A 13,751-nucleotide genomic window follows, 5' to 3' on the forward strand; every position below is an offset into this window, starting at 1 on the left:
CTTGCAGCCCAATCACGAACGGCTGAAAGCCGCGAGCCGGCCCAGACGGCGCAAGGCCGCGAGCCGGCTCACGAACGGCTGGGCTCTAGGGACGGGTGAAGGCCGTCGTCAGCTCCCGCAGCAGCGCCACCACGCCGTCGGGCCCGTCGACCACGATGTCGGCCCGCTCGGCCAGCGCGGTCACCTCGGCCGAGCCGCTGCACACGGTCACGCCGGGCAGCCCCGAGGCGCGTACGGCGTCGAAGGCGGCCAGGTCGCCGAGGTCGTCGCCGACGAACATGACGGACCTGGCGTCCCGCTCGGCCAGGAACAGCCCGAGCGCGTGGCCCTTGTCCATGCCGGGCGGGCGCAGCTCCAGGACCATGCGTCCCGGCTCGATCACCAGGCCGTGTTTCGCGGCCAGCTCGGCCAGCGGCTCGCGCAGCACGGCGAGCGCGCCCTCGGGGTCGGGGGCGCGCCTGGTGTGCACGGCCACCGCCCTGCCCTTGTCCTCGATCACCACGCCGTGCAGGCCGAGCGCGTCGAGCAGCAGGGGCAGCTCGGCCCGGACGCGCGGCACGCCGGGCGGCGGCGGCGGCGCCGAGACGCGTCCGTGCTCCCACCGTTCGAAGCCGTAGTGGCCGAGCACCACGAGGCCGGGCACGTCGGCCAGGCCGGGCCCGAGTTCGAGCGCGGTGGCCGCCGGCCTGCCGGTCACGATGGCCACGGCGCCGACGTGCGCGCCCAGGTCGGCGAGCACGGCGGGGGCCTCGGGGTGGATCTTGGCGGAGGCGGGATCGGGCACGATCGGCGACAGGGTTCCGTCGAAGTCGAGCCCGATCACGGCGCCGGACGGATCTTTAAGGATCGCTTCCATACCAGGGATGTTCCTCACGCGGCTGCCGTACCCAGCCGGTCAGGGACGCATGCCGAGCCGTCTCGCCGCACGGTCGCGCTGACGGGTGGAGCGCAACCTTCGCAACCGTTTGACCAGCATCGGGTCCTGCTCCAGCGCCTCCGGTCTGTCGATCAACTCGCCGAGCAACTGGTAGTAGCGGGTGGCCGAGAACCCGAAGGTCTCCTTGATGGCCTGCTCCTTGGCGCCCGCGTGCCGCCACCATTGGCGTTCGAAGGCGAGGAGTTCGAGATCGCGGTCGTTGAGGGATGTCCGGGACGGTTCCTGGGCAGCACTGTCACCGCTGAGCGGTGCTCCCATGATGTCCTCCTCGGGAAGGGGCGTGCGACGATCACATCGCACGCTTCGCGGCCCGTGGCCAATCGTAATGTGCGATCTGCGGCTGTTCACGGCGGATTGCCGGACGTACAGTCACGAAATGTGACCCCAGTCATCACGCTCCTCACGGACTACGGGCTCGAAGACGGCTATGTGGCCGCCTGCCACGGAGTGATCGCCGGGATCGCGCCCGAGGCGCGGGTGATCGACGTGTGCCACCTCGTCCCGTCCGGCGACGTACGGCGGGGCGCGGCGATCCTCGCCCAGACCATCCCCTACCTGCCTGAGGGCGTCCACATCGGCGCGGTCGATCCCGGCGTGGGCGGCGCGCGGCGGTCGGTGGCGGTCGAGGCGGGCGGCCGGGTGTTCGTCGGCCCCGACAACGGCCTGCTGTCCTGGGCGGTGCACGCCAGCGGCGGCGCGCGGGCCGCGTACGCGCTCAGCAACGAGGAGCTCTTCCTGCGGCCGGTGTCGCCGACCTTCCACGGCCGGGACGTCTTCGCGCCGGTCGCCGGGCGGCTGGCCGGCGGCCTGGACCCGGCCGAGCTGGGCCCCCGGGTGCCGGTCGAGCGGCTGGTCACGCTGCCCGCGCCGACCTCGCTGCTGCGGGACGGCTCGGTGGAGGGCGAGGTCGTCTCGGTCGACCGCTACGGCAACACGCAGCTGTCGATCGCGGCCGGCGACCTGCAGGCGCTGGGCGTCCAGGTGGGCGACACGCTGGGGGTGTGGCTCGGGCGGCGGCAGCTCGCGATGCCCTTCCGCGCGACGTTCGCGGCGGTGCCGCCGGGCGAGCTGGTGGCGTTCACGGACTCGGCGGGGCTGATCGCCATCGCGGTCAACTACGGCGACGCGGCGCAGCGGCTGGGGCTCCCACCTGGGGCGCATGTCCGACTTTCGCCGACACCCTAGGGCGAATAGCCGCATAACATCAATTACTCCGCGTATCGGGCTGTTTACCGAAGCGTCGGAACGAATCATCGGCGGCGTGCCAGAATGCACGGCAGATCGGGCGTCCCTCCCCTCCCGTTCGAGGTTGACGTGTACCAACTGTCCGTCGTGCTGCTCTCCATCCTGTCCGTGTTCTGGCCGCAGGCCGACGCGCCCGTGCCGGAGCGCTGGCACGCCTGGCCGGTGACGCGGATCTTCCCCCTGGTCGTGCCGGGCCTCAGCCCGTCGGGGGCCAGGGTGACGTACGTGCTGGCGGGCGTGGCTCCCGAGGCGCCGTGCCGGGTGGCGTTCCAGCCCGCCGCGGTGCGACCGGGCTGCCTGACCGCCCTGCGGGCCACGTACGCCGACAGCACCCAGACGTACGTGGCCACCGTCGGCATCGCCGTGCTCGGCGGGCCGGGCCCCGGGACGTACCGCGGGGCGCGCCCGGCCACCGTGCGGCCCGTCGCCTTCCCCGGCGGGCCCGCCGAGCGGTTCGGCCGGCGGCAGTACGTCACCGGGGCGCTGGCCGGGTCCGGCGACCCCTACCTCGTGGCGACGGCCGCCGGGTACGCCGACGGGCGGGCGTACCGGCCGGGTGACCGCGCCGCGCCGCGGCTGCGCGCGGTCGCGCGGCAACTCGCCGAGGCGTTGTACCGGGCGCTGACCCGATGAGGGTGCTCGCGTCCCTGCTGCCGGCTCTGATCCTGGCGGCCGGGGTCGCGGGCGTGGCGTCCAGCGCCACCGACGACGTGCGGACGGCGGCCTCGCCGAGCGTCCCCGGCGGTGTGGGCGCCGCCGCGCGGGCCCGGCAGTGGCAGCTCGGAGCGCTGCGCGTGCCCAATGCCTGGCGGGAGAGCCGGGGCGCGGGCGTGCTGGTGGCCGTGCTGGACACCGGCGTGAACGGCCGCCACCCCGACCTGCGGGGGGCCGTCACCCAGGGCCCCGACCTGACCGGCGCGCCCCCGCGGCTCTGGGGGCACCACGGCACCGCCATGGCCGGCCTGATCGCCGGCCGCGGGCACGGCCGGGGGCGCGCGGAGGGCGTGGTCGGCGTGGCCCCCGCGGCGCGGGTGTTGTCGATCAGGGTCACCCTGGAGAACACCGACCCGCTGCGCGCCGAGCAGCGCGCCGGCCGCCGCGACGCCCTGGCCGCCGGCATCAGGTACGCGGCCGACCACGGCGCGGACGTGATCAGCATGTCCCTCGGCGGCGGCAGCGGCGCGTGGGAGGGCTCGGCGGCCGAGGAGGAGGCCGTGCAGTACGCGCTCGCCCGCGGCGCGGTCCTGGTGGCCTCGGCGGGCAACGACGGCGACACGGCCAACAGGAAGAACTTCCCCGCCGCCTACCCGGGCGTGATCGCCGTGGGCGCGGTGGACCGGCGGCTCAGGGTGGCGCCCTTCTCCAACCGCCAGGACTACCTGTCGGTGGTCGCGCCGGGCACGGACGTCGTCACGGCCGACGGCGGCGACGGGTACGTGGTGGGCGACGGCACCAGCTCGGCGGCGGCCATGGTCGCGGGCGTGGCGGCCCTGGTGCGGTCGGCCCATCCGGAGCTGTCGCCGTACCAGGTGCGCACGGCCGTCGAGCGCGGCACCAGGAGACGGCCCGCGGGCGGCCACAGCCCCGCCTACGGGCACGGGGTGGCCGACGCGCCGCTCGCCCTGCGGGAGGCCCGGCGGCTGGCCCACGGAAGGGTCTCACCGGCCGCCCGGCCCGGCCCCTACTTCGGGCGGGGCCCGGCCCGGCCGCCCGCCTCCAGGGCGCCGGTCGTGGCCGGGATGGTGGTGCTGGCGGCGGCCATGTCGGCGCGGGTGGTCGCGACCCGGCGGCGGCGCCGGAGGGATTCACCCTAGCAAGCGCTTGTGTAATACTCCTGGCTATGACCTTAGCGATCGACGGCTGGTTCGCCATCGACGGGGACGGCGCCACCCACCTCATCGGCACCGCCTGCCTGACCTGCGGGACCGTCGCCTTCCCGCCGCAGCCCGGCCTGTGCCGCAACCCGCGCTGCGCGGGCGAGGAGACGGCCGAGGTCCGGCTGCCGCGGCGCGGGCGCGTCTGGTCCTACACCGAGGCGTGCTATCCGCCGCCGGAGCCGTACGTGGCGGCGGAGCCGTACCGGCCGGTCACGCTGGCCGCCGTCGAGCTCGACGACGCCGGGCTGGTGGTGCTCGGCCAGGTCAGGGACCTCACGGCCGGCGATCTGGAGGTGGGCATGGAGCTGGAGCTGGTGCACGGGCCGCTGGCCGACGGGCCGCTGGTGTGGATGTGGGGGCGGCCCTCGTGAGCGCGGTGGTGGTGCTCGGCGCGGGCATGCACCCATGGGGCAAGTGGGGACGTCCCTTCGCCGAGTACGGCGTCGCCGCCGCCCGCGCCGCCCTCCGCGACGCCGGCGTGGCCTGGACCGACGTCCAGTACGTGGTGGGGGCCGACACGATCAGGAACGGCTACCCCGGCTTCGTGGCCGGCGCCACCTACGCCCAGGCGCTCGGCTGGACGGGCGCCAGGATCGCCTCCTGCTACGCGGCCTGCGCGTCGGGGGCCCAGGCCGTGGACATCGCGCGGACCAGGATCATGGCCGGGCTGTGCGACGTCGCGCTCGTGGTGGGCGCGGACTCCACCCCCAAGGGCTTCTTCAAGCCGGTCGGCGGCGACCGGCACGACGACCCCGACTGGCTGCGCTTCCGCCTGCTCGGCGCGACCAACCCCGCCTACTTCGGCCTCTACGCCCGCCGGCGCATGGCCCTGTACGGCTCCACCGCCGACGACTTCGCCGCCGTCAAGGTCAAGAACGCGCGCGCCGGCTCGCTCAACCCCATGGCCCGCTACCGCCGCCCGGTCACGGCGGAGGAGGTGCTCGCCTCGCCCATGGTGGCCGACCCGCTGCGCCTGATGGACATCTGCGCCACCTCCGACGGCGGGGCCGCGGTCGTGCTGGCCTCGCAGGCGTACGCCAGGCGGCTCGGCGCGACGGCCCCGGTGCGCCTGGCCGCCGTCTCCACGGTGACCCCGACCTTCCCCAACACGATCCTGGAGCTGCCGAACTTCGCCACCGAGTCCTGCGCCGCCGTTCCCGCGCCCGAGAGGCCCTTCAGGGCCGCGATCGCGCACGCGGCCTACGAAGAGGCCGGCCTGGGCCCCGAGGACGTCTCCTTCGCCGAGGTGTACGACCTGTCCACCGCCCTGGAGCTGGACTGGGTCGAGGACGTCGGCCTGTGCCCGCCGGGCGAGGCGGACAAGCTGCTGCGGGCGGGCGAGACCGCGCTCGGCGGCCGGGTGCCGGTCAACCCGTCGGGCGGCCTGGCCTCCTTCGGCGAGGCGATCCCGGCCCAGGCGATCGCGCAGCTGTGCGAGCTGACGTACCAGCTGCGCGGCGCGGCGGGCGGGCGGCAGGTGTCGGGCGCGCGGGTCGGCCTGGCAGTCAACCAGGGGCTGTTCGGCCACGGCTCGGCGATCGTGGCCACCACGTGACAAGGCCCTCCGGGAGCGTCTCCCGGAGGACCTCACGATCGCTCGCGGTCAGCCCGCGTGCACCACGTCGTGCGTCTCGGCGAAGTGACAGGCGCTCTCGTGCCCGGTCCCCGTCCGGATCTGCAGCAACGGCTCCTCCTCCGCGCAGATCTCCTGCGCCTTCCAGCAGCGGGTGCGGAAGCGGCAGCCCGACGGCGGGTTGGCGGGCGAGGGCGGGTCGCCCTGCAGGATGATCCGCTCGCGCTGCTCCCGGCCCTCGGGGTCGGGAACCGGCACCGCCGACAGCAGCGCCTGCGTGTACGGATGAGCGGGCTTGTCGTAGATCTCGACGTCCTTGCCGAGCTCGACGAACTTGCCCAGGTACATCACGCCCACCCGGTCGGAGATGTGGCGGACCACCGACAGGTCGTGGGCGATGAAGATGTAGGCCAGGTTGAACTCGTTCTGCAGCCGCTCCAGCAGGTTGATCACCTGGGCCTGGATCGACACGTCCAGCGCCGAGACGGGCTCGTCGCAGACGATGATCTCCGGCTGCAGCGCCAGGCCGCGGGCGATGCCGATGCGCTGCCGCTGGCCGCCCGAGAACTGGTGCGGGTAGCGGTTGATGTGGTCGGGGTTGAGCCCGACGACCTCCAGCAGCTCCTGCACCTTGCGGCGGCGGTCGCCCTTGGGCGCCACCTCCGTGTGGATCTCGTACGGCTCGCCGATGATGTCGCCGACGGTCATCCGGGGGTTCAGCGAGGTGTACGGGTCCTGCATCACCATCTGGATGTTGCGGCGCATGCGCTTGAGCTCGCCGCCCCTGGCCTTGGCGATGTCCTTGCCGTTGATCTTCACCGAGCCCGAGGTCGGCCGCTCCAGCGCCATCAGCACCTTGGCCAGCGTGGACTTGCCGCAGCCCGACTCGCCCACGATGCCCAGCGTCTCGCCCCTGTTGAGGTCGAACGAGACGCCGTCCACGGCCTTGATCGCGCCGATCTGCTTCTTGAGGACGATGCCCTGGGTCAGGGGGAAGTGCTTGACCAGGTCGCGAACCTCAAGGATGCGCTCACTGCCGTTCGCCATCGAGGACCTCCCTCCAGTAGTGGCAGGCGCTGCCACGCGTGCCGCTGATCTCGTAGAGCTGGGGGGCGGCGGTCACGCAGTTGTCCTGCCGGTACGGGCACCGGGGATTGAACGCGCACCCGCTCGGCAGGTCGAGCAGGTTGGGCGGCAGGCCCTTGATCGCGTACAGCTCCTGGCCCTTGAGGTCCACCCGGGGGATGGACTCCAGCAGGCCCTTCGTGTACGGGTGCGCCGGCGACCGGTAGATGTCGTGCACCGGGGCGTTCTCCACGATCCGGCCGGCGTACATGACCGAGATCTTGTCGGCCACGTCCGCCACGACGCCCAGGTCGTGGGTGATCAGGATCATGCCCATCTGGCTCTCGCGCTGCAGCTCGGCCAGCAGTTCCATGATCTGCGCCTGGACGGTCACGTCCAGGGCGGTGGTCGGCTCGTCAGCGATCAGCACCTCGGGGTCGAGCGCGATCGACATCGCGATCATGATGCGCTGCCGCATGCCGCCCGAGAACTGGTGCGGATAGTCGTTGACGCGCTGCCGGGCGGCCGGGATGCGGACCTTGTCCATCAGCTCGACGGCCTTGTTCATGCCGTCCCGCTTGGACATGCCGCGGTGGACCCGGAACATCTCGCTGATCTGCCAGCCCACGGTGAACACCGGGTTGAGCGCCGAGAGAGCGTCCTGGAAGACCATCGCGATGCGCTGGCCGCGCACCTGGGTGCGCGCGTCCTCCGAGAGCTTGAGCAGGTCGGTGCCCTTGAAGCGGATCTCGCCCTTGGGGATGACGGCCGGCGGCATGTCCAGGATGCCCATGATCGCCTGAGCGGTCACGGACTTGCCCGAACCCGACTCGCCGAGCACCGCCAGCGTCTCACCGGGGTTGACCGTGTAGCTCACGCCGTTCACCGCGCGCACGACGCCCTGACGCGTACGGAACTCCACGTGCAGATCGTCAACCGCGAGCAGCGGTTCGTCGCCCAGCCCTCCCTCGGCGGGCAACACGTCTGTCGACGTCTTCTTCACTTGATCCCCCCTTCTACCTGAGCTTCGGATCGAGAGCGTCACGCACGGCGTCGCCCAGCATGATGAACGCGAGCACCGTGATGCTCAGGAACAGGGCCGGGAAGAACAGCGGCAGCGACGCGTCGAGGAACCGCGGCCGGGCGTCGGCGATCATGAGGCCCCACGAGATGTCCGGCGACTGCACGCCGACCCCGAGGAACGACAGCGCCGCCTCCGCCGCGATGTAGCCGCCGAGGTTGATCGTGCTGACCACGATCACCGGCGCCAGCGAGTTCGGCAGCAGGTGCTTGAACATGATGCGCCACTGGCCCGCGCCCACCGCCCGCGCGGCGACCACGAAGTCCTGGCTCTTGGCCGTGATCACCGAGGCCCGCATGATGCGGAACACCATCGGCCAGCCGAGCACCGCCAGGGCCGCGATGACCAGCATGATGCTGTTGATGCCGCTGTCGCGGAAGGTCGCCGCGATCAGCAGGGCGCCCAGGATCGGCGGGATGGCGAAGAAGATCTCGGTGACCCGGGAGGAGACCGAGTCGATCAGGCCGCTGCGGAAGCCGGCGAACAGGCCGAGCAGGCCGCCCACGATCATGGTGATGATCGTGGTGGTCACGCCGATCACGATCGAGTTGCGGGCGCCGTAGATCGTCCTGGCGAACACGTCACACCCCTGGCTGTCCTTGCCGAACGGGTGCCCCACGCTGGGGAGCTGCCGGGCGGTGGACAGGTCGCAGGTCTGGGCGTTGGTCGGGTCGATCGAGGTGAACAACGACGGCCAGAACGCCATGACCAGCAGGATCGCGATCAGCACCGCGGAGATGATGAACATCGGCCGGCGGCGCAGGTCGTACCAGGCGTCGGTCCACAGGCTGGCGGGCTTCTCCTGCTTCTGCTTGCCGCGCCTGCCCTGCTTGTCGGGGGACGGTGGCGCCGGGGCCTCCGTGACCAGCGACTTCGCTTCCGGCAGCATGGGCCCGACGTTTGCTTCGTTACTCATAGCGGATCCTCGGGTCGAGCACTGCGTACAACATGTCGACGACCAGGTTGGCCAGGATGTAGATCAGCACCAGCACGGTCACGATGCCCACGACGACCGGCTGTTCTCGCAGCAGGATCGAGTTGAACAGCTGGTTGCCGATGCCCGGCAGGTTGAAGATCGTCTCCGTGATGACCGCGCCGCCCATCAGGTTCCCGAGGTCGGCGCCGAGGTAGGTGACCAGCGGGATCAGGGCGTTGCGGAGCCCGTGCCTGCCGATGACGCGGCGTTTGGCCAGACCCTTGGCGGTGGCCGTGCGGATGTAGTCCGCGCGCAGCGTCTCCACCAGGCTCGTCCGCGTCAACCTGGTGAGATAGGCGATCGACGTGCCGGCGAGCACGAAACCGGGCAGCAGGTAGCTGCGGAACCCGGCCGAGATGCCGGCCACGGGGAAGATGTCGCTTCCCGTCCACAGCTTGAGCTTGACTCCGAGCACGAGCTGCAGCACGAAGCCCGTCACCAGCGTGGGGACGGAGATCAGCAGCAGCGTCGAGGCGAGGATGGCGGTGTCGGAGGCCCTGCCGCGGCGCAGCGCCGCCCACAGGCCGAGGCCGACGCCGATGATGGCCTCCATGACGAGCGCGGTCAGCGCGAGGTTCAGCGTGACCTGGAACTTGCCGGCCATGAGCTGAGAGACCGGGATCCTGGAGAAGGTGGTCCCGAAGTCGCCGTGGAGGAGCACGCCGCTGAGGTAGTACCAGTACTGCAGCAGCAGCGGATCATTCAGGTGGTACTGGTCGCGCAGGACCTCGGCCACAGCCGGGTCCAGGCGCTTCTCGCCCGCCAGTGCCTGGATGGGGTCGCCGGGCAGGGCGAAGACGATCGCGAAGATGAGTAGCGTGGCGCCGAGCAGGACGGGTATCGCCTGCAGCAGTCGCCTGATGACATAACGGCCCATTCAAGCCCTCCGGTACATGCGTGGAGGCAGTCACCCTCGTAGCCGCGGTTTGCCCGGCCCCAAAGTGACTGCCTCCAAGCTCAGTCCTCCGATGGGCGGACGGCAAGAGCCGTCCGCCCGGCGAATGACGTCAGGCCTTCTCGATGTCGGCCCACTGAACCTGGTTGAGCAGGTTCAGCTTGACGCCCTTGACCTTGGCGGAGTGTCCGAAGTTGCTCCGGTAGAAGTACACCGGGATGTACGGCATGTCCTTGATCAGGATGTCGTCGGCCTGCTGGTAGAGCTTGAGGCCCTCGGCGGCGTCGGCGGCCTGGTCGCCCTTGGCGACGATGTCGTCGAACTCCTTGTTCTCGTAACCGCCGTAGTTCGAGCCGGTCGAGATGGCCTGGGTGCCGAAGATCGGCGTCAGGTAGTTCTCGGCCGACGGGTAGTCGATCGACCAGCCCATGCGGAACAGGCCCTTGTACTTCTTGGCGTCCAGGTCGTCCAGGATGGCCTTGAAGTTCTCGAACGGCTTCGGCGTGACCTCGATGCCCAGGTTGGCGCGGAGGTTGTTGGCGACGGCCTCGATCCACTCCTTGTGGCCGCCGTCGCCGTTGTAGCCGAGCTCCAGCTTGGCCGGGCCCTTGGCGTCGGCGTAGAGCTTCTTCGCCTCGGCCGGGTTGTACGTGCAGGCCGTGCAGGCGCCCTGACGGTAACCAGGGATGGCCGGGTTGATGAAGTCGTCGGCCGGGGCGCGGGTGCCCGCGAAGACCGTCTCGGTGATGGTCTTGCGGTCGATGGCCATGGAGATGGCCTTGCGCACGTCCGGGTTCTTGAACTCGGGGTTGTACTTCAGCGGGACGCCGATGTAACCGACAGAGGCGTCGGGCTCGTCGAAGTAACGGTCGCCGAGGACGGACTTGGCGGTCGCGATCGCCGAGGCGGGCAGCGAGTCGTCCACGTCCAGGTTCTCGGCCTGGAGGTCCTGGAAGGCGGTCTCGGCCGAGCTGTAGATCTTGAACTGCAGCTTGGTCCAGTTCTTCGGCTTGGCGCCGGGGAACTTGTCGTAGACCGTCATGTCGATGGTCTGCGCGCCGCCCTTCTTGTAGGGCTTGTCGACCTTGAACAGGCCCTGGCCGATCGGCTGCTCGCCGTAGGCCTGGGTCACCTTGCCGTCGGCGCCGAGCGCGGAGGCCGGCAGCGGGTAGAAGGCGGTGTACCCGAGCATCGTCTTGAACTGCGAGAACGGTGCGGACAGCGTCACCTCAAGGGTGCTGTCGTCGACAGCCTTGAGGCCCTTCATCTCCTTGGCCGTCGGCGTCTTGCCCTCGCCCGGGTGGACGTCGGCGAAGCCGTCGATGCGGGAGAAGAAGGCGGAGGAGCTCATGGCGTTGTCCTGGTTGGCGCCATAGTTCCAGGCCCGCGCGTAGTCAGCCGCGGTGACCGGCTTGCCGTCGTGCCAGGTGTAGCCGGACTTGAGCTTGATCGTCCAGACCTTGCTGTCCTGGGTGGTGATCGACTCAGCGGCCTCTTCAACCGGCTGCTTGTTCTCGTCGTACTTGACGAGCGGCGAGAACACCGCGGCGAGGACTTCGGAGCCCTCGGTCTCGGTGGTGTTCAGCGGGTTGAGGAGCTCCTGAGGCTCACCGATCTCCATGCGGACCGGCGTTTCGCCGCCGCCCGCGGCAGTGCCGCCGTCCGAGGCACCGCCGCCACACGCGGCAACCGCGAGGGCGAGCAGCGCGGTACCGGCGACGATCTGTGCGCCCTTAGTAACACGCATGGTGAAAAAATTCCTCCCTCTACAGGTGGGCGACAGCGCTGAGCTGCGGTGATGGTAAGCAGCCTGACGGGGGGTTCCTGGTATCCCCCGGATTTGGCTGACATGGTCAAACCAGCCGACGCCCTGCCAGTCGATCGCGACTATCCCTTACTACTTGCCACCAGCGAGTCTCTGGCGCGTTGCAGTTCGGTCACACGTGCGCCAATCCAGCGTCACAGACATTCTTCCTATAACTCTACAAACACCCCAGGGATGCTCAAACAGGTCAAGCCTCGACGTGAACGGCGGATGAAAATTACCCCCTACAGGACCGTGGTCGCGCCCTTCCCGCCATGGCCCGCCTCGCTGGGCTACGGTTGAGCGAGTCTTGACGGCACCTTGGAACCTGGCGCCCCAAGACTCCGTCCAAGCATCTGCCGCGTCCCTCGCGGCAGGCACCCCACCGACCTGGATCCAATAGAGTCCTAGCCATGAGCCAGCCGGAATCCGCTGTCGCGGACGCCCAGGCGGGCGGCCGAAGCGGGCAGGAGCCGCTGGCCAAGCTCGCCGAGAGATACGGACTTCGCCGTGCCATCGCGCGGCCGAGGTTCCCTGTCTATCTGCGCCAGCTCTGGGAGCGGCGACACTTCATCCTGACGTACGCGACGTCCCGCAACGTCTCGAAGTACTCCAGCTCGGCCCTGGGCCAGCTGTGGCAGGTGCTGACCCCCCTCCTGAACGCCGGCATCTACTACGTGATGTTCGGCGTCATCCTGGGCGGCCGGGGCGGCATCGAGAACTACCCGGCCTTCCTGCTGACCGGGATGTTCGTCTTCACCTACACCCAGCGCGTGGTCACGGCGGGCGCCAAGTCGATCTCCGGCAACCTGTCGATGATCCGCGCCCTGCACTTCCCGCGCGCGTCGCTGCCGCTGGCGTACACGATCCAGGAGCTGCAGCAGCTCGCCATCTCCATGGGCGTGCTCCTCGTCATCGTGACGGCCACCGGCGAGTGGCCCACCTGGTTCTGGCTCATGATCCCGGTGGTGCTGGCGCTCCAGACGATGTTCAACATCGGGGCCAGCCTGGTGATCGCCCGGATGGGCGCCCAGATGCGCGACCTCAACCAGTTGCTGCCGTTCATCACCCGCACCTGGCTCTACGCCTCGGGCGTCTTCTTCTCGATCCAGGACAAGGTGGTCGGGTCCGCGAAGCTGCCCCAGTGGGTCGCCGACGTGATGTACCTGAACCCGACGGCTTCCTACATCGAGTGGATGCGCGACATCCTGATCAAGAGCTACCACCCGCAGAACGGGCACTACCCGCCGACCATGGTGTGGGTGTCTTGCGTATTCTGGGCAGTGTTCTCACTCGGCTTCGGCTTCTGGTACTTCTGGCGGTCCGAGGAGAGGTACGGGCGTGGCTGAACTGACCGAGGAGCTGTCACAGGTGAAGGGCGAGGAGCCCGCCGTCCCCGGCAAGGACGTGAGGGTGCACCCCAACCCGGAGCCCCGGGGCAAGAGTCCGCTCGACGTTCCCACGGGCACCCCGACCGTCATCGTCGACGACCTGCACATCGTCTACCGCGTCTACGGCACGGCCACCGACAACGAGAAGGGCAACGCGGTCAACGCCCTCACGCGCCTGCTGAAGCGCCAGGGCCGTCCGCAGATGAAGGAGGTCCACGCCGTCAAGGGCGTGACCTTCGTGGCCTACCACGGCGACGCCATCGGCATCGTGGGCCGCAACGGGTCGGGCAAGTCCACGTTGCTGCGCGCCATCGCCGGCCTGCTCCCGCCGCACGAGGGCGCCGTCTACACCGATGGCCAGCCCTCGCTGCTCGGCGTCAACGCCGCCCTCATGCGCGAGCTGACCGGTGAGCGCAACATCGTCCTCGGCTGTTACGCCATGGGCATGACGCCGGCGGAGGTCAAGGAGAAGTACCAGGAGATCGTCGACTTCTCCGGCATCGACGAGTTCGTCCAGCTGCCCATGTCCACGTACTCGTCGGGCATGGGCGCGCGGCTGCGCTTCGCCATCTCCTCGGCCAAGACCCACGACGTCCTGCTCATCGACGAGGCCCTGGCCACGGGCGACCGCGAGTTCCGCAAGAAGAGCGAGGCCCGCATCCGGCAGATCCGCGAGTCGGCCGGCACGGTCTTCCTGGTCGCCCACGACCTCAAGGTCATCGAGGAGACCTGCAACCGGGTCATCTGGCTGCACAAGGGCAAGATCCGGATGGACGGCGACCCCAAGGAAGTCATCGCCGCCTACAACAAGGGCTGAGCCCGCCCGCTTTTCGATCACCTGCGCGAAACGTGGGTGACTCGCGCGCCGAAACACTGACAGCGTGACTGCCGTTCCGATAGTATTCGA

General features: G+C 70.0%; 14 protein-coding genes. 7 read left to right on the plus strand and 7 right to left on the minus strand.

What is annotated here, in order from left to right:
* Window positions 1–85: 85 nt before the first annotated feature.
* Window positions 86–856, minus strand: coding sequence for a trehalose-phosphatase (gene otsB, locus ACIBK9_RS26385; RefSeq protein WP_397161686.1), 771 nt, complete (start codon window positions 854–856; stop codon window positions 86–88).
* Window positions 857–895: 39 nt separating this feature from the next.
* On the minus strand, window positions 896–1,195 hold the full coding sequence (locus ACIBK9_RS26390; RefSeq protein ID WP_352320870.1) for a DUF3263 domain-containing protein: 300 nt from the start codon (window positions 1,193–1,195) through the stop codon (window positions 896–898).
* 120 nt (window positions 1,196–1,315) lie between these two features.
* Here ACIBK9_RS26390 and ACIBK9_RS26395 point away from each other — a divergent pair, with 120 nt between their 5' ends.
* From ACIBK9_RS26395 to ACIBK9_RS26415, 5 genes are all read left to right on the plus strand, one after another.
* Window positions 1,316–2,122, plus strand: a complete 807-nt coding sequence (locus ACIBK9_RS26395) for an S-adenosyl-l-methionine hydroxide adenosyltransferase family protein (protein WP_397161687.1) — start codon at window positions 1,316–1,318, stop codon at window positions 2,120–2,122.
* A gap of 129 nt (window positions 2,123–2,251) precedes the next feature.
* A complete protein-coding gene (locus ACIBK9_RS26400; protein WP_387681354.1) occupies window positions 2,252–2,815 on the plus strand; it encodes a hypothetical protein in 564 nt (187 codons plus the stop codon).
* Window positions 2,812–3,996, plus strand: coding sequence for a S8 family serine peptidase (locus ACIBK9_RS26405; protein ID WP_397161688.1), 1,185 nt, complete (start codon window positions 2,812–2,814; stop codon window positions 3,994–3,996). The genes ACIBK9_RS26400 and ACIBK9_RS26405 overlap by 4 nt, the downstream gene beginning before the upstream one ends.
* Before the next feature lie 26 nt (window positions 3,997–4,022).
* On the plus strand, window positions 4,023–4,430 hold the full coding sequence (locus ACIBK9_RS26410) for a Zn-ribbon domain-containing OB-fold protein (protein ID WP_397161689.1): 408 nt from the start codon (window positions 4,023–4,025) through the stop codon (window positions 4,428–4,430).
* A gap of 26 nt (window positions 4,431–4,456) precedes the next feature.
* A complete protein-coding gene (locus ACIBK9_RS26415; protein ID WP_397161711.1) occupies window positions 4,457–5,614 on the plus strand; it encodes a lipid-transfer protein in 1,158 nt (385 codons plus the stop codon).
* Between the two features lie 48 nt (window positions 5,615–5,662).
* Here ACIBK9_RS26415 and ACIBK9_RS26420 read toward each other — a convergent pair whose 3' ends face one another.
* From ACIBK9_RS26420 to ACIBK9_RS26440, 5 genes are all read right to left on the minus strand, one after another.
* Window positions 5,663–6,679, minus strand: coding sequence for a dipeptide ABC transporter ATP-binding protein (locus ACIBK9_RS26420; protein WP_352361743.1), 1,017 nt, complete (start codon window positions 6,677–6,679; stop codon window positions 5,663–5,665).
* Window positions 6,663–7,700, minus strand: a complete 1,038-nt coding sequence (locus ACIBK9_RS26425; protein WP_364339938.1) for an ABC transporter ATP-binding protein — start codon at window positions 7,698–7,700, stop codon at window positions 6,663–6,665. Before ACIBK9_RS26425 ends, ACIBK9_RS26420 begins: the two co-directional genes overlap by 17 nt.
* Before the next feature lie 13 nt (window positions 7,701–7,713).
* Entirely contained in the window at window positions 7,714–8,694 is a 981-nt protein-coding gene (locus tag ACIBK9_RS26430; protein ID WP_364339940.1) for an ABC transporter permease, read from the minus strand.
* Entirely contained in the window at window positions 8,687–9,631 is a 945-nt protein-coding gene (locus tag ACIBK9_RS26435) for an ABC transporter permease (protein WP_357999824.1), read from the minus strand. The genes ACIBK9_RS26430 and ACIBK9_RS26435 overlap by 8 nt, the downstream gene beginning before the upstream one ends.
* Window positions 9,632–9,761: 130 nt before the next feature.
* A complete protein-coding gene (locus ACIBK9_RS26440; protein ID WP_397161690.1) occupies window positions 9,762–11,270 on the minus strand; it encodes an ABC transporter substrate-binding protein in 1,509 nt (502 codons plus the stop codon).
* Between the two features lie 596 nt (window positions 11,271–11,866).
* Here ACIBK9_RS26440 and ACIBK9_RS26445 point away from each other — a divergent pair.
* The gene (locus tag ACIBK9_RS26445; RefSeq protein ID WP_352320850.1) at window positions 11,867–12,802 is read left to right on the plus strand and encodes an ABC transporter permease; all 936 of its coding nucleotides are present in this window, start codon (window positions 11,867–11,869) and stop codon (window positions 12,800–12,802) included.
* Entirely contained in the window at window positions 12,795–13,661 is an 867-nt protein-coding gene (locus ACIBK9_RS26450; protein ID WP_352361753.1) for an ABC transporter ATP-binding protein, read from the plus strand. The genes ACIBK9_RS26445 and ACIBK9_RS26450 overlap by 8 nt, the downstream gene beginning before the upstream one ends.
* Window positions 13,662–13,751: the final 90 nt, after the last annotated feature.

Source organism: Nonomuraea sp. NPDC050227 (assembly GCF_044459705.1).
In the GTDB taxonomy this organism is placed as follows: domain Bacteria; phylum Actinomycetota; class Actinomycetes; order Streptosporangiales; family Streptosporangiaceae; genus Nonomuraea.